Source organism: Pseudomonas sp. M5A4_2d, assembly GCF_053345295.1.
The window spans coordinates 81,547-101,500 of record NZ_JBKEZW010000006.1; the positions used below are offsets into that span (position 1 = coordinate 81,547).

The 19,954-nt window shown below is 60.2% G+C and carries 17 protein-coding genes; all 17 read right to left on the reverse strand.

All coding sequences use genetic code 11. The features are described 5' to 3' along the window. Positions 1 to 2: 2 nt before the first annotated feature. Positions 3 to 1,535 carry an NADH-quinone oxidoreductase subunit M gene (nuoM, locus tag ACLBW8_RS15655; RefSeq protein ID WP_447805770.1) on the reverse strand — a complete coding sequence of 511 codons (1,533 nt, stop codon included), beginning with the start codon at positions 1,533 to 1,535 and terminating at the stop codon, positions 3 to 5. A gap of 49 nt (positions 1,536 to 1,584) precedes the next feature. Next, a complete protein-coding gene (gene nuoL, locus ACLBW8_RS15660) occupies positions 1,585 to 3,438 on the reverse strand; it encodes an NADH-quinone oxidoreductase subunit L (protein ID WP_064452905.1) in 1,854 nt (617 codons plus the stop codon). Continuing rightward, positions 3,435 to 3,743, reverse strand: a complete 309-nt coding sequence (gene nuoK / locus ACLBW8_RS15665) for an NADH-quinone oxidoreductase subunit NuoK (RefSeq protein WP_003174727.1) — start codon at positions 3,741 to 3,743, stop codon at positions 3,435 to 3,437. The genes nuoL and nuoK overlap by 4 nt, the downstream gene beginning before the upstream one ends. A 2-nt stretch (positions 3,744 to 3,745) precedes the next feature. Further along, positions 3,746 to 4,249, reverse strand: coding sequence for an NADH-quinone oxidoreductase subunit J (nuoJ, locus tag ACLBW8_RS15670; protein WP_003174726.1), 504 nt, complete (start codon positions 4,247 to 4,249; stop codon positions 3,746 to 3,748). A 9-nt stretch (positions 4,250 to 4,258) separates the two neighbouring features. Next, positions 4,259 to 4,807: an NADH-quinone oxidoreductase subunit NuoI gene (gene nuoI, locus ACLBW8_RS15675; protein WP_003174725.1), complete on the reverse strand. Its 549-nt coding sequence runs from the start codon at positions 4,805 to 4,807 to the stop codon at positions 4,259 to 4,261. An 11-nt stretch (positions 4,808 to 4,818) separates the two neighbouring features. Beyond that, positions 4,819 to 5,826: an NADH-quinone oxidoreductase subunit NuoH gene (gene nuoH / locus ACLBW8_RS15680; RefSeq protein WP_053256843.1), complete on the reverse strand. Its 1,008-nt coding sequence runs from the start codon at positions 5,824 to 5,826 to the stop codon at positions 4,819 to 4,821. Beyond that, on the reverse strand, positions 5,823 to 8,537 hold the full coding sequence (gene nuoG / locus ACLBW8_RS15685; protein ID WP_447805771.1) for an NADH-quinone oxidoreductase subunit NuoG: 2,715 nt from the start codon (positions 8,535 to 8,537) through the stop codon (positions 5,823 to 5,825). The genes nuoH and nuoG overlap by 4 nt, the downstream gene beginning before the upstream one ends. A 135-nt stretch (positions 8,538 to 8,672) precedes the next feature. After that, entirely contained in the window at positions 8,673 to 10,028 is a 1,356-nt protein-coding gene (nuoF, locus tag ACLBW8_RS15690) for an NADH-quinone oxidoreductase subunit NuoF (protein ID WP_064452903.1), read from the reverse strand. Next, positions 10,025 to 10,522, reverse strand: coding sequence for an NADH-quinone oxidoreductase subunit NuoE (nuoE, locus tag ACLBW8_RS15695; protein WP_447805772.1), 498 nt, complete (start codon positions 10,520 to 10,522; stop codon positions 10,025 to 10,027). Before nuoE ends, nuoF begins: the two co-directional genes overlap by 4 nt. A gap of 2 nt (positions 10,523 to 10,524) precedes the next feature. After that, complete coding sequence (nuoC, locus tag ACLBW8_RS15700) at positions 10,525 to 12,309, reverse strand: NADH-quinone oxidoreductase subunit C/D (RefSeq protein WP_064452902.1); 1,785 nt, start codon at positions 12,307 to 12,309, stop codon at positions 10,525 to 10,527. A gap of 72 nt (positions 12,310 to 12,381) precedes the next feature. Continuing rightward, entirely contained in the window at positions 12,382 to 13,056 is a 675-nt protein-coding gene (locus ACLBW8_RS15705; RefSeq protein WP_012724951.1) for a NuoB/complex I 20 kDa subunit family protein, read from the reverse strand. Between the two features lie 10 nt (positions 13,057 to 13,066). After that, positions 13,067 to 13,480, reverse strand: a complete 414-nt coding sequence (locus ACLBW8_RS15710) for an NADH-quinone oxidoreductase subunit A (protein ID WP_003219575.1) — start codon at positions 13,478 to 13,480, stop codon at positions 13,067 to 13,069. Positions 13,481 to 14,136: 656 nt separating this feature from the next. Further along, the gene (gene aceA / locus ACLBW8_RS15715; RefSeq protein WP_064452901.1) at positions 14,137 to 15,462 is read right to left on the reverse strand and encodes an isocitrate lyase; all 1,326 of its coding nucleotides are present in this window, start codon (positions 15,460 to 15,462) and stop codon (positions 14,137 to 14,139) included. 501 nt (positions 15,463 to 15,963) lie between these two features. After that, a complete protein-coding gene (locus ACLBW8_RS15720; protein WP_447805773.1) occupies positions 15,964 to 16,701 on the reverse strand; it encodes a secretin N-terminal domain-containing protein in 738 nt (245 codons plus the stop codon). 213 nt (positions 16,702 to 16,914) lie between these two features. Then, the gene (locus ACLBW8_RS15725) at positions 16,915 to 17,337 is read right to left on the reverse strand and encodes a GNAT family N-acetyltransferase (RefSeq protein WP_053256837.1); all 423 of its coding nucleotides are present in this window, start codon (positions 17,335 to 17,337) and stop codon (positions 16,915 to 16,917) included. After that, entirely contained in the window at positions 17,330 to 18,496 is a 1,167-nt protein-coding gene (locus ACLBW8_RS15730; protein WP_447805774.1) for a ribosomal protein uL16 3-hydroxylase, read from the reverse strand. Before ACLBW8_RS15730 ends, ACLBW8_RS15725 begins: the two co-directional genes overlap by 8 nt. 85 nt (positions 18,497 to 18,581) lie before the next feature. Beyond that, entirely contained in the window at positions 18,582 to 19,952 is a 1,371-nt protein-coding gene (gene purB / locus ACLBW8_RS15735; protein WP_064452898.1) for an adenylosuccinate lyase, read from the reverse strand. Positions 19,953 to 19,954 lie beyond the last annotated feature (2 nt).

A 19,954-nucleotide genomic window follows, 5' to 3' on the forward strand; every position in this document is an offset into this window, starting at 1 on the left:
TCTTACCGTGCCGAAGCGAGTTGAGTGAAGGCGGTGCTGAACCACTGCTGCACGCCATGCATCGTCGCGGCAGAAGTGTCCAGGAACGGTTGCGGGTACACGCCGATGTAGATCAGCAGTACCGCAAGGCCGAGCACCATGATCAGTTCGCGAGCATCCATCCCTTGCAGGACGGTGTCGGACTTGGCCGGGCCGAAATAGGCGCGGTGAATCATGATCAGCGAGTAAACCGACCCGAACACCAGGCCGGAAGTAGCAATGGCGCTGATCCACGGTGTGTGCACGAACGAACCCATCAGGATCAGGAACTCGCCGATGAAGTTGCCGGTGCCCGGCAAGCCCAGGGATGCGGCAGCAAAGAACAGGCTGATCGCCGGCAGGTAAGCGATGCGTGACCACACGCCACCCATTTCACGCATGTCGCGGGTGTGCAGACGCTCGTACAACTGGCCACTGAGGATAAACAGCGCGGCGGCCGAAACACCGTGGGCCAACATCTGGATCACTGCGCCTTGCAACGCCAGTTGGCTGCCGGAGTAGATGCCGATCAGTACGAAACCCATGTGGGAAACGGACGAGAAGGCGATCAGACGCTTGATATCGGTTTGGGCGAAGGCCAGGAACGCACCGTAGAAGATCCCGATCAGACCCAGGGTCATGGCGATCGGCGCAAACTCGGCCGAGGCATTCGGGAACAGCGGCAGGGCGAAACGCAGCAGGCCGTAGGCCGCAGTTTTCAGCAGGATACCGGCCAGGTCCACAGAACCTGCGGTCGGCGCCTGGGCGTGAGCATCCGGCAGCCAGGAGTGGAACGGCACCACCGGCAGCTTCACCGCGAAGGCGATGAAGAAGCCCAGCATCAGGATGTACTCGGTGGTCAGCGACATCTTGGTTTTCAACAGGTCGGCGTAGTTGAAGGTAATCACGCCAGTGGTGTTGAAGTTGACCAGTACCAGACCCAGGATCGCCACCAACATGATCAGGCCGGAAGCCTGGGTGAAGATGAAGAACTTGGTCGCCGCGTAGATCCGGGTTTTCTTGCCGTCCGAAGAACTGTGACCCCAGAGCGCGATGAGGAAGTACATCGGCACCAGCATCATTTCCCAGAAGAAGAAGAACATGAACAGGTCCAGCGCAAGGAACACGCCGACAACGCCGCCCAGGATCCACATCAGGTTCAGGTGGAAGAAGCCCACGTGACGCTGAATTTCTTTCCAGGAGCAGAGTACCGAGAGGATACCCAGCAAGCCGGTCAGCAAAATCATCAACAGCGACAGACCGTCGAGGGCCAGGTGCACGTTGATGCCGAAGCGCTGGATCCACACGTGCTTGAATTCAAGCGCGAAGGTTGGATCGACACCCGGTGCCGGAGCGAATGAATAGTCACCGTGGGCCCACAGCCATAGGCCGAGCGCGAGTTCCAGGGACATGGTCAGCAACGCAATCCAGCGGGGGAGGGTGGCGCCGAAGCGTTCACCCATCCAGCAGAGCAGGCCGCCGATAAAGGGGATCAGGATTAGCCAGGGCAGAATCATGACGGGCTCGTTTCCTTTTGCAAGTTCGCAAAGTACGCAATGTTCATAGTCATACCGCTACCACCACGATGGCGCCGATCACCAGCACGGCACCGACGGCCATGGAAGCGGCATACCAACGCAATTGGCCCGTTTCGCTGCGGCTCAGGGCGGTGTGACCGGCCTTGGCGGCACGCGGGATCAAACCGATGGTCTGGTCGAGCGGGTCTCTGCGCAGTACATGGCTGATCGCAAGGTAAGGCTTGACGAACAGTTTGTCGTAGATCCAGTCGAAGCCCCAGGCGGCGAACCACCAGGCCGAAAGGAAGCGGCCGATGCCACTGTTGGCGACGGCGGTGACGAAGCGGCGCTTGCCGAGGAACAGCAGGGCCGCCAGCAGGATACCGGCGATGGCGATGGCGCCGGAGGCGATCTCCAGGCTGTGCTTGGCAGCGCCGCCGGCATGGCCAGCGCTTTCAGGCAATACACCGGCCAGTGGCGGGGTGATCATGGCGCCGATGAAGGTCGACAGGATGATCAGCACCGACAGTGGCAGCCAGTGGGAGATGCCGTGGCCTGCGTGTGCTTCGGTCTTGGCTTCACCGTGGAAGGTGATGAAGATCAGGCGGAAGGTGTACAGCGAGGTCATGAACGCACCCACCAGGCCTGCGTACAGCAGGTTCTGGTTACCGCTGGCAAAGGCTTCCCAGAGGATTTCGTCTTTGGAGTAGAAACCGGCGGTCACCAACGGCAGGGCGGCCAGCGCGGCACCCCCGACGATGAAGCTGGCGTAGGCCAACGGCAGTTTCTTCCACAGGCCGCCCATCTTGAAGATGTTCTGCTCGTGGTGGCAGGCAACGATGACTGCACCCGAAGCAAGGAACAGCAGGGCCTTGAAGAAGGCGTGGGTCATCAGGTGGAAGATCGCCGCGTCCCAGGCGCCGACGCCCAGGGCCAGGAACATGTAGCCGATCTGGCTCATGGTCGAGTAGGCGAGGATACGCTTGATGTCGGTCTGCACCAGCGCGGCGAAGCCGGCCAGTACCAGGGTCACGCCGCCAACCAGGCCCACCAGGTGCAGGATTTCCGGCGCCAGGGTGAACAGGCCGTGGGTACGGGCGATCAGGTAGACACCGGCGGTCACCATGGTGGCGGCGTGAATCAGTGCCGAAACCGGAGTCGGACCGGCCATCGCATCCGCCAGCCAGGTTTGCAGCGGCAACTGTGCGGATTTACCGACAGCGCCACCCAGCAGCATCAGGGTCGCCAGGGTGATCCAGAAGTCACCGACCTGGAACTTCTGCGGTGCCAGCACCAGCAGTTCCTGGATGTTCAGCGTGCCCACCTGTTGGAACAGGATGAACAGGCCGATAGCCATGAACACGTCGCCGATACGGGTGACGATAAAGGCCTTGAGTGCCGCGTTACCGTTGTTGCGGTTGCTGTAGTAGAAACCAATCAACAGGTACGAGCACAGGCCCACGCCTTCCCAGCCGAAGTACAGGAACAACAGGTTATCGCCCAGCACCAGGAACAGCATGCTGGCGATAAACAGGTTGGTGTAGGCGAAGAAGCGCGAGTAACCGGCTTCACCGCGCATGTACCAGGACGCGAACAGGTGGATCAGGAAGCCTACACCCACGACCACGCCGAGCATGGTGATCGACAGGCCGTCGACGTAGAGGGCGAAGTTGGGCTTGAAGCCCTCCACCGACATCCACTGCCACAGCACCAGGGTGTAGTGGCCGCCTTCCGGCGGCGCCACGTTGAATTGCCAGATGACATAGGCGGCAACAATCGCCGACAGGCCAATGGAACCCACACCCACCAGGGCAGAAAGGTTTTCCGACCAGCGTCCACGGGAGAACGACAGCAGCAGGAAACCGATCAGGGGAAATACGAAAGTCAGAAAGATCATGTTCATCCGCGCATCTCACTGGCAGCGTCGATATCAAGCGTGTGGAAGCGACGATACAGTTGCAGCAGGATCGCCAGGCCAATACTGGCCTCGGCGGCTGCCAGGCTGATCACCAGGATGAACATGACTTGTCCATCCGGCTGGCCCCAACGTGCACCCGCAACGATGAAGGCCAGTGCTGCGGCGTTCATCATGATTTCCAGGCTCATCAACACGAACAGAATGTTACGGCGGACCATCAGGCCGACCAGGCCAAGGCAGAACAGGATGCCGGCGACCGCCAGACCATGCTCCAAAGGGATAGCAGGCATCGTCATTGCTCCTTGGCTTCGTTGCGGCCCAAGTGGAAGGCGGTGATGGCTGCCGCGAGCAGCAGCATCGAAGCCAGTTCGACCACCAGCAGGTACGGGCCGAACAGGCTGATGCCCACGGCCTTCGCGTCTACGGTGGTGTGGCCGATGGCCTGGCCGCTCTGGTGAGCGAACAGCACATACAGCAGTTCACCCAGCAGCAGGGCTGCCAGGACAACCGGGCCAAGCCAGATGCCGGGTTTGAGCCAGACGCGTTCCTGGGCGACCGAAGCCGGCCCCAGGTTGAGCATCATCACCACAAACACGAACAGCACCATGATGGCGCCAGCGTAGGCAATCACTTCCAGGACACCGGCGAACGGTGCGCCGAGGCTGAAGAAGGTCATGGCCACGGCGATCAGCGAAATGATCAGGTAGAGCAGGGCGTGCACGGGGTTGGTGTTGGTGATCACGCGAAGCGTGGACACCACTGCAATACCCGACGCGAAATAGAAAGCGAATTCCATCTTTCTTCCTTAAGGCAGCAAGCTCTTCACGTTGATCGGCTCGGCTTCGTTTTGTGCGGCGCCTTTCGGCTTACCGGCAACGGCCATACCTGCAACACGATAGAAGTTGTAATCAGGGTTTTTACCGGGACCAGAGATCAACAGATCTTCTTTCTCGTACACCAGGTCCTGACGTTTGAACTCGGCCATCTCGAAATCCGGTGTCAGCTGGATCGCGGTGGTCGGGCAAGCTTCCTCGCAGAGGCCGCAGAAAATGCAGCGCGAGAAGTTGATGCGGAAGAAGTCCGGGTACCAGCGACCGTCTTCGGTTTCAGCTTTCTGCAGGGAGATGCAACCCACCGGGCACGCCACGGCGCACAGGTTGCAGGCTACACAACGCTCTTCGCCATCGGGGTCGCGGGTCAGCACGATACGGCCGCGATAGCGCGGCGGCAGGTACACCGCTTCTTCCGGGTATTGCAGGGTGTCGCGTTTGCGGAAGCCGTGACCGAACACCATCACCAGGCTTCGCAACTGGGTACCAGTACCCTTAACGATGTCGCCAATATATTTGAACATGGGTCAAATCCTCACTGAACCGCGCCGGCTGGCGTGTTCAACAACACAACAGCAGCCGTCACCAGCAAATTGATCAGGGTCAGCGGCAGGCAGAATCTCCAGCTGAAATCCATCACCTGGTCATAGCGTGGGCGCGGGATAGAAGCGCGCAGCAGGATGAACAGCATGATGAAGAACGCCGTCTTCAAGAAAAACCAGAAGAACGCCAGTTGCGGCAGGATGTTGAACGGACCGTGCCAGCCGCCGAAGAACAGCGTGACCAGCAGGGCCGAGATCAAGATGATGCCGATGTATTCGCCAACGAAGAACATGCCCCATTTCATGCCGGCGTATTCAATGTGGTAACCGTCGGCCAGTTCCTGTTCCGCTTCCGGCTGGTCGAACGGGTGACGGTGAGTCACGGCGACGCCAGCGATGAAGAAGGTGCAGAAGCCGAAGAACTGCGGAATGATGAACCACAGGTTCTGCGCCTGGTACTCGACGATGTCGCGCATGTTGAACGAGCCGACCTGCACCACGATGCCCATCAGCGCGAGGCCCATGAACACTTCGTAGGACACGGTCTGGGCCGAAGCCCGCAAGCTGCCCAGCAGGGCGAACTTGTTGTTACTCGACCAACCCGCGAACAGCACCGCGTAGACCGACAGACCGGCCATGGCGAAGAAGAACAGCAAGCCGATGTTCAGGTCCGCCACGCCCCAGGTCGGGGTGATCGGGATGACGGCGAAGGCAATCAGCAAGGCGCTCATGGCCACGACCGGTGCCAGGGTGAAGATCACCTTGTCGGCAAACGGCGGGGTCCAGTCTTCCTTGAAGAACATTTTCAGCATGTCGGCGGCGATCTGGAACATACCAAACGGGCCAACGCGGTTCGGACCGTAACGGTCCTGCCACCAGCCCAGCAGGCGACGTTCGACGAAGCTGAGCAGGGCGCCCGCGACGACCACGGCCAACAGGATCACGATGGCCTTGACGACCGAGATGATCACGTCGATCACTTCAGGGGTGAACCAGGTCATTGCGCTGCCTCCTGCAGACCGTCAACGGTTTGGCCAAAGATCGCAGGCGGGATACCGGCGAGGCCTTTCGGCAGTGCAACCAGGCCGGCACCCAACTCGTCGTTGATGCGCAGCGGCAGACGCAGGGTCTTGCCACCGACGTTCAAGCTGAGCAGGGCACCGTCGTTGACGCCCAGGCGGTCGGCTTCGGACTTGGCTACGGACACGTAGGCGGCCGGAATGCGCTCTTGTACCGGCGCGGCTTTGGAAGAGGTTTCTTCGCTGCCGAACAGGTGGAAGAACGGCACAACCTGCCAGGTGCCCTGGGCCGGGTTGAACGGACGCGGTACGGCGGCGAACCAGTTCAGCGAATCACCGGTGCTTTCGATCAGGCGGGTGCCCGGGTCGCCAGCGCGGATATGACCACCGACTTCGTCCTGAAACTTGTTCCAAGCCTGCGGCGAGTTCCAGCCCGGCGACCAGGCAAATGGCACCTGTTGACGCGGCTCGACCGAACCCGAGTAACCTTCCATGGAGAAGGCGAACGCGGTGTCGTTGTCCTGCGGCGTACGCGGTTCGTGCACGCTGATATCAGCACGCATGGCGGTACGGCCGGAGTAACGCAGCGGTTCACGGGCCAGTTTCATGCCCTTGATGCGGAACGCGGCGGACGGTGCAGCGTCGACGATGCGCGCCAGTTGCGGGGCGCTTGCGGCGGCGGCTGCGGTGACGTGGTCGAGCTGGGTCCAGTCGAGCGGCTGGTTCAGCAGGGTCGAGCGCAGGGCATGCAGCCAGCGCCAGCCTTCGTGAACCAGGATGCTGGCGTCCATGTACTTCGGATCGAACACCTGGAAGAAGCGCTGGGCGCGGCCTTCCTGGCTGACCAGGGTACCGTCGCCTTCGGCGAAGGTGGCGGCTGGCAGCACCAGGTCGGCACGCTCGCTGGTCGCGGTCTTCTGGTGGTCGGCAACGATCAGCACTTTGGCGGCGTCCAGCGCGGCGTCGACCTTGGCCGAATCCGTGCGGGTGTACAGGTCGTTTTCCAGTACCACGATGGCGTCGGCTTTGCCGTCAGTGACGGCTTGCAGCGCGGCGTCCAGTGACTCGCCACCGAGCATGGCCAGGCCAAGGCTGTTGGCTTCCGGCACGACCAGGCTGATGGAACCGTTCTTGTCGCGCAGCTTCAGGGCTTTAGCGATGTTGGCAGCCGCTTCGATCAGCGCTTTGGAACCCAACGAGGTGCCAGCAATGATCAGCGGGCGCTTGGCCGCCAGCAGGGCGTCGGCGATGCGCTGGGCCAGTTCAACGGCTTCAGTGTCCAGACCTTCGACGGCAGGTGCGCCGGCGTCCAGGGCGTGGGCCACGGCGAAACCGATGCGCGCCAGGTCGTCAGGCGCTGCGTGGACGCACTCTTCGGCGATGTCGTCGAGCTTGGTCTCAGCCAGGCTTGCGATAAACAGCGGGTTCAGCGCGTGCTGGCCGATGTTTTTCACCGCGGCGTCGAGCCAGGGCTGTACGCGCATAGCCTCGGCCATGTCTTCGGCTTTGCCTTTGACCGACTGGCGCAGGGACAATGCGATACGCGCGGCGGTCTGGGTCAGGTCTTCACCGAGGACAAAGATCGCGTCGTGGTCTTCGATGTCGCGCATGTTCGGCACCGGCAGCGGGCTGTCGTTCAGCACTTGCAGGACCAGGCGAATGCGCTCCAGCTCAGCGGCTTCGATACCGGAGTAGAAGTGCTCGGCGCCGACCAGTTCGCGCAACGCGAAGTTGCTTTCGAGGCTGGCGCGTGGCGAACCGATACCAACGATATTGCGGCCGCGCAACAGATCGGCGGCTTTATCCAGTGCTTCGTCGGTGCTCAGCTTGGCACCACCGGCCAACAGCGGCTGGCGTGGGCGGTCCTCGCGGTTGACGTAGCCATAGCCGAAACGGCCACGGTCGCACAGGAAGTACTGGTTGACCGAACCGTTGAAGCGGTTTTCGATCCGACGCAATTCGCCGTAGCGCTCGCCCGGGGAAATGTTGCAACCGCTGGAGCAGCCATGGCAGATGCTCGGCGCGAACTGCATGTCCCACTTACGGTTGTAGCGCTCGGAGTGCGTCTTGTCGGTGAACACACCGGTCGGGCAGACCTCGGTGAGGTTGCCGGAGAACTCGCTTTCGAGCACGCCGTCTTCAACGCGACCGAAGTACACGTTGTCGTGGGCGCCGAATACGCCCAGGTCGGTGCCGCCGGCGTAGTCTTTATAGAAACGCACGCAACGGTAGCAGGCGATGCAGCGGTTCATTTCGTGGGAAATGAACGGGCCGAGGTCCTGGTTCTGGTGGGTACGCTTGGTGAAGCGATAACGGCGCTCGTTGTGGCCGGTCATCACCGTCATGTCTTGCAGGTGGCAGTGACCGCCCTCCTCACAGACCGGGCAGTCGTGGGGGTGGTTGGTCATCAGCCATTCGACAACGCTGGCGCGGAACGCCTTGGATTCTTCATCTTCGATGGAGATCCAGGTGTTGTCGGTGGCGGGCGTCATGCAGGACATGACGATACGACCACGGGTGTCGTTCTCGTCGGTGTACTGCTTGACCGCACACTGGCGACAGGCACCGACGCTACCAAGGGCTGGGTGCCAGCAGAAATAAGGGATGTCGAGGCCTAGTGAGAGACATGCCTGTAACAGGTTGTCTGCCCCATCGACTTCGAGCGCTTTGCCGTCTACGTGGATAGTGGCCATGGTTCAAAGTTCTTCGTTGGCCCGTTGTCAGCGGGCGTGGCTAATGGAATCTTGTTATTCATGTGCATCTACACAGCCATAAAGGCGTCAGCACATGAGCAGTTGAAGGGCACGGACCCTTCGCCTGGTTAAGCGTTACGCGCCGACTACGATCGGCCTCGCCAGAGGCGGGACAGCGGCGCTGGTAGGCGCGATGCCGGCTTCGAACTCCGAGCGGAAGTATTTGATTGCGCTGCCCAATGGCTCCACGGCGCCCGGTGCGTGAGCACAGAAGGTCTTGCCTGGGCCGAGGAAACCGACCAGACCCAGCAGGGTCTCGATGTCGCCTGGCTGGCCTTCGCCTTTCTCGATCGCCATCAAGAGCTTCACGCTCCATGGCAAACCGTCACGGCACGGGGTGCAGAAACCGCAGGATTCGCGGGAGAAGAACTGCTCCATGTTGCGCAGCAACGACACCATGTTCACGGTGTTGTCCACGGCCATCGCCAAGCCAGTACCCATACGGGTGCCGACCTTGCCGATGCCGCCGGCATACATTTGTGCGTCGAGGTGCTCGGGCAGCAGGAAGCCGGTGCCGGCGCCGCCTGGCTGCCAGGCCTTGAGGGTGTAGCCGTCGCGCATGCCGCCGGCGTAGTCCTCGAACAGCTCGCGTGCAGTTACGCCAAATGGCAGTTCCCACAGGCCAGGGTTCTTGACCTTGCCGGAGAAGCCCATGAGCTTGGTGCCCATGTCTTCGCTGCCTTCGCGGGCCAACGATTTGTACCACTCCACGCCGTCGCCGATGATTGCCGGCACGTTGCACAGGGTCTCGACGTTGTTCACGCATGTCGGCTTGCCCCACACGCCCACGGCGGCAGGGAAGGGCGGCTTGGAGCGCGGGTTGGCGCGGCGGCCTTCGAGGGAGTTGATCAGTGCGGTTTCTTCACCGCAGATGTAACGCCCGGCGCCGGTGTGCACGAACAGTTCGAAGTCAAAGCCCGAACCGAGGATGTTCTTGCCCAGCAGGCCGGCTGCCTTGGCTTCTTCCACGGCACGGGTGAGGTGCTTGGCGGCGGTGGTGTATTCGCCACGCAGGAAGATGTAGCCACGGTAGGTTTTCAGCGCGCGGGCACTGATCAGCATGCCTTCGATCAGCAGATGGGGCAGTTGCTCCATCAGCATGCGGTCTTTCCAGGTGTTCGGCTCCATTTCATCCGCGTTGCACAGCAGGTAGCGGATGTTGATGGATTCGTCTTTGGGCATCAGGCCCCACTTAACACCCGTGGGGAAGCCTGCACCGCCGCGACCTTTAAGGCCGGCGTCTTTCACGGTCTGGACGATATCGTCCTGGGCCATGTCGGCGAAGGCTTTGCGCGCAGCCGCGTAACCGTTCTTGGCCTGGTACTCGTCGAGCCATACCGCCTCGCCGTCGTCACGCAGGCGCCAGGTCAGCGGGTGAGTCTCGGCCGAACGCTTGATCAGGTTGGCCGGGCCGAAAGAAGTCAGGGTCATGGGTAGCCCTCGAGCAATTGGGTGACGCCAGCAGGCTGCACGTCACCGAATGTGTCGTCGTCGATCATCAACGCCGGCGCCTTGTCGCAGTTACCCAGGCAGCACACCGGCAGCAGCGTAAAGCGGCCGTCCGGCGTGGTCTGACCCAGGCCGATGCCCAGCTTGTTCTGAATCTCACTGACCACGGACTCGTGGCCACCGATGTAGCAGACCATGCTGTCGCACACGCGAATGATGTGGCGACCCACCGGCTGACGGAAGATCTGGCTGTAGAACGTGGCCACACCTTCAACGTCGCTGGCAGGGATGCCGAGGATTTCGCCGATGGCGTAGAGGGCGCCGTCCGGCACCCAGCCACGTTCCTTCTGGACGATCTTCAAGGCTTCGATAGACGCCGCACGCGGGTCTTCGTAGTGATGCAGCTCGTGCTCGATGGCCGAGCGCTCGGTGTCACTCAAGGTGAAACGGTCTGTCTGGATAAGCGTGCTATTCATGCTTAGCGGTCCACGTCGGCCATAACGAAATCGATACTACCCAGGTACGCAATCAAGTCCGCGACCATTTCACCTTTGATCACCGAAGGGATCTGCTGCAGGTGCGGGAAGCTTGGAGTACGAATCCGGGTGCGGTAGCTCATGGTGCCGCCATCGCTCGTCAGGTAATAACTGTTGATACCCTTGGTCGCTTCGATCATCTGGAAGGATTCGTTGGCCGGCATGACCGGGCCCCACGAAACCTGCAGGAAGTGCGTGATCAGGGTTTCGATGTGTTGCAGCGTGCGCTCTTTCGGCGGCGGCGTGGTCAGCGGGTGATCCGCCTTGTACGGGCCGGCCGGCATGTTGCGCATGCACTGCTCGATGATCTTCAGGCTCTGGCGCATTTCTTCGACGCGCACGATGCAACGGTCGTAGGCATCGCCATTGGCCGCCAACGGCACTTCGAATTCGAAGTTCTCGTAGCCGGAGTACGGGCGCGCTTTACGCAGGTCGAAATCGCAACCGGTGGAACGCAGGCCAGCACCGGTGACGCCCCATTCCAGGGCTTCTTTGGTGTTGTACGCCGCGACGCCGATGGTCCGGCCCTTGAGGATGCTGTTGTCCAGGGCGGCTTTCTGGTACTCGTCCAGACGCTTGGGCATCCAGTCGATGAACTCTTTTACCAGGCGTTCCCAGCCATTTGGCAGGTCGTGCGCGACACCGCCGATGCGGTACCAGGCCGGGTGCAGGCGGAAACCGGTGATGGCTTCGATGACCTTGTAGGCGCGCTGACGGTCGGTGAACGTGAAGAACACCGGGGTCATGGCACCGACGTCCTGGATGTAAGTCCCCAGGAACAGCAGGTGGCTGGTGATCCGGAAGAACTCGGCCATCATGATGCGGATGGTGTCGACGCGGTCCGGTACCTTGATACCGGCCAGCTTCTCGACCGAGAGCACGTACGGCAGGTTGTTCATCACGCCGCCGAGGTAGTCGATACGGTCGGTGTACGGGATGAAACTGTGCCAGGACTGGCGCTCGGCCATCTTCTCGGCACCACGGTGGTGGTAGCCGACGTCAGGCACGCAGTCGACGATTTCTTCGCCGTCCAGTTGCAGGATGATGCGGAAGGCACCGTGAGCCGAAGGGTGGTTCGGGCCCAGGTTGAGGAACATGTAGTCCTCGTTGGTGCCGGAGCGCTTCATGCCCCAGTCTTCCGGACGGAAACGTGCAGCCTCTTCTTCAAGCTGTTGCTTGGCGAGCGTCAGGCTGAACGGATCGAATTCGGTGGCGCGCGCAGGGTAGTCCTTGCGCAGCGGGTGACCTTCCCAGGTTGGCGGCATCATGATGCGCGTCAGGTGCGGGTGGCCGGGGAAGTCGATACCGAACATGTCCCAGACTTCACGCTCGTACCAGCTGGCGTTCGGCCAGATACCGGTCACGGTCGGCACGCTCAGGTCGCTTTCGGAGAGGGCGACCTTGATCATCACGTCGCTGTTACGTTCGATCGACAGCAGGTGATAGAACACGGTGAAATCGGCGCCGCTCGGCAGCCCCTGGCGCTTGGTGCGCAGCCGCTCGTCCACGCCATGCAGGTCATAAAGCATGACGTACGGCTTGGGCAGGTTGCGCAGGAACGTCAGGACTTCGACGAGCTTGGCACGCGCCACCCACAGCACCGGCATACCGGTACGTGTGGCCTGGGCGGTGAAGGCGTCAGGGCCAAAACGGTTATTGAGTTCGACGACCACATCCTGGTCGTCTGCCTTATAAGGCGGGATGTACAGAGCACTGCCTGTAGTCATGGTTTTTTATCGCTTTCGGTCAACGTAAAGAATGAAGCCAGGTTTTCGTTCTATAAAAGAAGCGGTGCTGGATCAGACTTCGTCGGGGCTGCGCAGGTTGGTGACTGCGATTCGCTGTTCGCGGCGCTGTTCCTTTTGCGAAGGCATCTCGGCGCGGTAAACGCCTTGATCGCCGACAACCCAGGAAAGTGGACGACGCTCCTTGCCAATCGATTCCTGCAACAGCATCAAGCCTTGCAGAAATGCTTCAGGTCGGGGCGGGCAGCCAGGCACGTAGACGTCCACGGGCAGGAACTTGTCCACCCCTTGAACGACGGAGTAGATGTCGTACATGCCACCGGAGTTGGCGCACGAACCCATGGAGATAACCCACTTTGGCTCGAGCATTTGCTCGTAGAGACGCTGAATGATCGGCGCCATCTTGATAAAGCAGGTTCCGGCGATAACCATGAAATCCGCCTGACGCGGTGATGCCCGGATAACTTCGGCGCCAAAGCGCGCGATGTCGTGGGGCGCCGTGAAGGCGGTGGTCATTTCCACGTAGCAGCAGGACAGACCGAAGTTGTACGGCCACAGGGAGTTCTTACGTCCCCAGTTGACCGCGCCACTCAGCACGTCTTCCAGCTTGCCCATGTAGATGTTTTTGTGGACTTGATCTTCTAACGGATCGGAAACGGTTTCCCGTTCGCCGATTGGGTACTGATCGTTAGGAGCATCCGGGTCGATCCTGGTGAGATTGTATTGCATCGCCAAAGCCTCATTGTTTCAGCTTCGCTTGCCGCTTACGACGAGCTTCCGGAGCCCAGTCAAGGGCGCCCACTCGAAATAGGTAGACAAGGCCTGCCAACAGAATTGCTATGAAAACGAGGGCTTCGACGAATCCGGTCCAGCCGCTTTCGCGGACGGACACAGACCAGGCAAAGAGAAAGAGGGCTTCGATATCGAAGATCACGAACAGCATCGCGACCAGATAGAATTTGGCTGAGAGCCGCAAGCGGGCGCCACCTGTAGGTAGCATGCCGGACTCGAACGGTTCGTTTTTGCTGCGGCCCCAGGCTTTTGACCCGAGGAGGCTGGAGACACCAAGCATGAAGGCACAAAGGCCGACAACACCGAGGAGGAAAATGGCAAAGCCCCAGTTGTGGGCCATGAGTCCTGTCGCTTCGGTCATGCTGGAAATCCTTAACAGAGAGCAAAGGTCTCTGAGCTCGAAAAAGTAACGATGCAGTGACGATATGTCGCACTGCAATCAATCGCGGTGATTTTATGGCTAAACACCGGGCAAGTAAAATTCCGATAGCGAAATTATTCGATGGAATAAGCACATAGTGCACCTTTGTGGGGCTGCAGCCCTTGCGGGGCGGGCATTAGCGGGCTTTTTATCAAATATGTTTTGTTTAAGCTGTAAAGAAGTTTTCATGCGCTAAATGATAATGACTATTGTTTGGGCGGGTTTTAAGTGGGTGCGTGTGATGCAGCGGGGGAAGTTGCTGTTACTTGCTAGATTGCCGCTAGTTGCTGGCGTGGATTTTTTAACCGATTTTATCCAGGCAAATACCGCTCTGGATCAATGTTTTGCGCAAAACCTACAGGCGGCATACATACCCCTTGTGGGAGCGGGCTTGCTCGCGAATGCGGTCTGTCGGTCAAATCTGTGCTAACTGACCCACCGCTTTCGCGAGCAAGCCCGCTCCCACATTCGGCCCGCAGTGCATCAGTAGGATTTGTGCGGCCAAAAAAAACGCCCCGAACCAGTCGGGGCGTGATTATTGTGCGGCATTGCGGTTAGGTCTTCCGTGATGCCGCAATGGCCGTGTACTCGGTTGATCAGTGGAACTGTTCTTCTTCGGTCGAACCGGTCAGCGCGGTCACGGACGAGCTGCCGCCCTGGATCACGGTGGTCATGTCGTCGAAGTAGCCGGTGCCCACTTCCTGCTGGTGCGCCACAAAGGTGTAGCCTTTGGAGGCGTCAGCGAACTCCTGCTCTTGCAGCTTCACGTAGGCCGTCATGTCGTTGCGGGCGTAGTCGTGCGCCAGGTTGAACATGCTGTGCCACATGTTGTGGATGCCGGCCAGGGTGATGAACTGGTGCTTGTAGCCCATGGCGGACAGTTCGCGCTGGAATTTGGCGATGGTCGCGTCGTCCAGGTTCTTCTTCCAGTTGAAAGAAGGCGAGCAGTTGTAGGACAGCAGTTGGTCCGGGTATTCCTTCTTGATCGCTTCGGCGAAGCGACGTGCTTCGTCCAGGTCCGGCTTGGCGGTTTCGCACCAGATCAGGTCGGCGTACGGCGCGTAGGCCAGGCCGCGAGCGATGGCCTGGTCGAGGCCGGCGCGTACTTTATAGAAGCCTTCCTGAGTACGCTCGCCGGTTACGAATGGCTTGTCGTACGGGTCGCAATCGGAAGTCAGCAGGTCGGCGGCGTTCGCGTCGGTACGTGCCAGGATGATGGTCGGGGTGCCAGCCACGTCAGCGGCCAGGCGCGCAGCGGTCAGCTTCTGTACGGCTTCCTGGGTAGGCACCAGTACCTTGCCGCCCATGTGCCCGCATTTCTTCACCGAAGCCAGTTGGTCTTCGAAGTGAACGCCGGCGGCGCCAGCCTCGATCATGCTTTTCATCAGTTCGTAGGCGTTCAGCACGCCGCCGAAACCGGCTTCAGCATCCGCCACGATCGGTGCGAAGTAGTCGATGTAGCCTTCGTCGCCCGGGCCTTTACCGGCTTTCCACTGGATCTGGTCGGCACGACGGAACGAGTTGTTGATGCGCTTGACCACGGTTGGCACCGAGTCCACCGGGTACAGCGACTGGTCGGGGTACATGGATTCAGCGGAGTTGTTGTCTGCTGCCACTTGCCAGCCGGACAGGTAGATCGCCTGGATACCGGCTTTCACCTGCTGGACTGCCTGGCCGCCGGTCAGGGCGCCCATGCAGTTGACGAAATCTTTGTCAGGACGGAAGGAAGGCTTGGCACCTTGGGTGACCAGGTTCCACAGCTTCTCGGCGCCGAGTTTTGCAAAGGTGTGCTCAGGTTGAACCGAGCCACGCAGGCGGACGACGTCAGCAGCGGAATAAGCGCGGGTCACGCCTTTCCAGCGTGGGTTTTCAGCCCAGTCTTTTTCAAGGGCTGCAATTTGCTGTTCGCGTGTCAGTGCCATGGGAAAAACCTCGTCGCGTCTTCGTGTGGAAAAACAGTGTGGAAAAATCCGTTTTACAGCCCTGCATTCAATGCACAGGCGTGGCGCTCGCTGACCAGAAGCTTAGGCGGTCAAGTCAGGTTCGGCGGGGAAGGCGACGGGATGAACGAGTAGCGAGAGGGGGTTGAGCAGGTAAGGGCGAACTGCGAACGGTCTTCGGGCGTCGTGGGCCTTGGTACGATCCATCAGTGTGTAGCCGGGTTACCTGGTTAGCTTCCGTCCCTCGGGACAACTTCGTTCCAGTCGCAACCTCGTCAAACACACCTTGTGGGCGGTACAGACACGAATCGGCTCAGAGGGGTAGCTTAGAGCAACGATCCGAAGGCCCTTGCCAGGGCCCCTGATTAGCGGGAGCGAGGCCATCATGCCCATGCTTTTTTGGATCGTCAAACGTTTTGTAGTGCTTTTTTTATAGCACTACATCTTTAGTCTAATACGACTTGCCAGTCAGTTTTTGGTGCTTCAGTTCAGGGTGTCGACCTTGACCCGCAAAGTCAGGTCATCACGCCCCTGAGTAGAGTAGCTGCGGGTTGTAGAAGATTTGTCGGTCTGAGTCTCACGATTGATGCCTGCCAGCGAGATCCATTCACCCAGGCGCCCGCTGACACTTGTGTCGGTACTCTGTACGTTCACTACATCGGGACGTTCCTGGCTCATGCGGTCACGGTTGGTACTGATTGCCAGGTGTACGGTCTCGCCGGTTACGCTGGCAGTGACGTAAAAGCCTTGGGTCACGTTGCGATACTGGGTCTGGTTTTGCGGGCGGCCATAGGCGTCTGGCTGGGTGGTCGTCAGTGGCACGCTCTGGCCCACCTGGATCAGCGCGGGCACCCCTTCGCTGGCCTGGATCTGCTGGATGCCACCGTCGCGGCTGGCGGTGCCGTAGCTGATGATGCGCGTCTGGCTGTCGCCGGTGTTCTGCTGATTGTTTTCGTTGGTGTCGACGGTGATCAGCAGGCGCTTGGCGGGTGTGTCCAGTTGGGCGAGCAATGCGCGCAAGTCCTGGATCTTGCCAGGGTCGGCTTTGACAATAAGCTGGTTGCCGTAGGCGCTGACGGTGCCGTCCTTGCCGATGAAATTCTGCGCCACGGGCAGTAAATCAGCGCTGGTGCGATTGCTCAGGTTGACGACTTCGGTGTCAGCCATTGCTGAGACGCTGGCGGTCAGGAGGAGGGCGGTGAGCAGGGTGCGTAGGGACATGTCCGTTATCTCTGCGAGTCATTTAGGCTTGATAGTGCCAGTTTGTCGGCCTGGTGGGTCGCAAGTTGAATCGTAGACGGCAAAATGCCCTGGCATGGCAGGGCATTTTTGGGTGTTGCTGATGGCGCTATCGCAGGCGAGCCAGCTCCCACATTTGGAATGCATTCCCTGTGGGAGCTGGCTTGCCTGCGATAAGGGCGACTCGGTCTCGAATTAGCCCTCGCGCACCATATCGACATGCGGAATTCCGACTTCAAGGAATTCATCGCTGACAATCTTGAAGCCCAGTCGCTCATAAAACGGCGCCGCATATACCTGCGCACTGAGAAACTGCTTGGTCTGGCCACGTTGCTCGGCCATGCCAATCACGGCTTCCATCAGCTTGTCGCCGACTTTCAGCCCGCGCCAGTCCTTAAGCACCGATACGCGGCCGATTTCGCCGCTGGGCAGCAGGCGCGCGGTGCCAATCGGAAAGTCACCTTCAAACGCGAGAAAATGCACGGCGTCAGCGTCGTCTGCGTCCCACTCGAGCTCGGGTGGAACCGATTGTTCAGCGATAAATACCGCTTCACGAATGCGCCGAATCTCAGCGATATCCTTTTGCCAGTCCGCGACACTTACGTGAATCTTATTCATCGGCAAATCCCAGGCTTCCTTGCTTGACCAATTCGCACAGCAGGTCGCGACCGTCTTCGTCTGCGAGCCATGTGCCGAGATTTTCGCTGTGCAGGGCGTCGGCCGAGCAAATCAGTTTCAACAGCTCGCGCAGTTTGCCGGGCAGGTAACGGCTCTGGCCGCTGGCGAACAGCAACACGTCGTCGTCCACTTCCGACCACGCCATGCGGGCGCTTGGGTTGCGGACCAAAATCGCGCCGTCTTCCAGGCTGCTGATAAAGTCTTCTTCGGCCAACTCTTCGCCTGCCACCATTTCCGGGTAGCGCGGCTCGGTCATGAACTGGCCGAACCAGGTCAGCAGCATGCGCTCGTCACTCATGTGCTCGGCCAGCAGGCCTTTCAGGCGGTCAAGGGCATCGCCTTGAATCTGGTGCGGGTCGCTGACCGGTTGGGCGTCGGCGTCGGTGTAACGCTCTTCGTCCGTCAGGTATTGGCTGAGGAAGTCGGTGAAGTGGGTCAATACTTCAGCGGCGCTCGGTGCGCGGAAGCCGACCGAGTAGGTCATGCAGTCATCTTCAGCGATGCCGAAGTGCGCCAGGCGCGGCGGCAGGTAGAGCATGTCGCCGGGCTCCAGCACCCATTCTTCACTTTGCTCGAATTCGGCGAGGATGCGCAGGTCGGCGTGCTGCAGCAACGGGCTCTCGGAGTTGCACATCTGGCCGATTTTCCAGTTGCGCTTGCCTTGGGCCTGCAGCAGGAACACGTCGTAGTTATCGAAGTGCGGGCCAACGCTGCCGCCAGGTGCGGCAAAGCTGATCATCACGTCGTCGATGCGCCAGCTTGGCAGGAAGCGGAAGTGCTCCAGCAGCTCGGCCACTTCCGGCACGAACTGGTCGACAGCCTGCACCAGCAGCGTCCACTCACGCTCAGGCAGGGTGCTGAAGGCATCTTCGGCGAAGGGGCCGCGACGCAGTTCCCATGGGCGCTCGCCGTGCTCGATCACCAGACGCGATTCGACTTCTTCTTCCAGGGCCAGGCCGGCCAGTTCGTCGGCATCGATCGGGCTTTCGAAATCAGGGATGGCCTGACGAATCAGCAGCGGTTTTTTCTGCCAGTAGTCGCGCAGGAATTCGCGTGCCGTGATGCCGCCCAGAAGTTGAAGAGGAATATCAGGATTCATGTGTAACCTATTGAAAAAAAGCACTTTTAAGACAGGAATAAAAACGCCCGGCGCGGCCGGGCGTCTCAAGAGGGCTTGCGCTAAATCAGATGCGCTTGGCTTGCGCCACCGCGTTGCCGATGTAGTTGGCCGGGGTGAGCAATTTCAGCTCGGCCTTGGCGGCGGCAGGCATATCCAGGCCGTCGATGAAAGTTTGCAGCGCGTCGGAGGTGATGCCCTTGCCGCGCGTCAATTCTTTCAGCTTTTCGTAAGGGTTTTCGATGTTGTAGCGGCGCATCACGGTCTGGATCGGCTCGGCCAATACTTCCCAGCACGCATCCAGGTCGGCGGCGATTTTCTGCGCGTTGAGTTCCAGTTTGCTGATGCCTTTGAGGCTGGCTTCGTACGCGATCACGCTGTGGGCGAAGCCTACGCCGAGGTTGCGCAGTACGGTGGAGTCGGTCAGGTCGCGCTGCCAGCGGGAAATCGGCAACTTGCTGGCCAAGTGCTGGAACAGCGCGTTGGCGATACCGAGGTTGCCTTCGGAGTTTTCGAAGTCGATCGGGTTGACCTTGTGCGGCATGGTCGAGGAACCGATTTCACCGGCAATGGTGCGCTGCTTGAAGTAGCCCAGGGAAATGTAGCCCCAGATATCGCGATCGAAGTCGATCAGGATGGTGTTGAAGCGCGCAATGGCGTCGAACAGCTCGGCGATGTAGTCGTGCGGTTCGATCTGAGTGGTGTACGGGTTGAAACCCAGGCCCAGCTCGTCTTCGATGAAGGCGCGGGCGTTTTCTTCCCAGTCGATCTCGGGGTAGGCCGACAGGTGCGCGTTGTAGTTACCTACGGCACCGTTGATCTTGCCCAGCAGCGGCACGGCGGCGACTTGGGCGATCTGGCGCTCCAGGCGGTACACCACGTTCGCCAGCTCTTTACCCAGGGTGGTCGGCGAGGCCGGCTGACCGTGGGTGCGCGACAGCATTGGCACGTCGGCGAAACGGATGGCCAGTTCGCGGATAGCGTTGGCGGTCTGGCGCATCAGCGGCAGCATTACGTCATCACGGCCTTCGCGCAGCATCAGGGCGTGGGACAGGTTGTTGATGTCCTCGCTGGTGCAGGCAAAGTGGATGAACTCGCTGACCTGGGCCAGTTCCGGCAGCTTGGCCGCTTGCTCTTTGAGCAGGTACTCAATGGCTTTGACGTCGTGGTTGGTGGTGCGCTCGATCTCTTTCACACGCTCGGCGTGCTCCAGGGAGAAGTTTTCCGCCAGGGTGTTCAGTACAGCGTTGGCTTCGGCGGAAAACGCCGGCACTTCGCTGATGGCGGGGTGAGCGGCCAGGCGCTGGAGCCAGCGCACTTCAACCAGAACACGAGCACGGATCAAACCGTATTCGCTGAAAATAGGGCGCAGGGCCTGGGTTTTGCCGGCGTAGCGGCCGTCAACAGGGGAAACCGCAGTGAGCGAAGAGAGCTGCATGG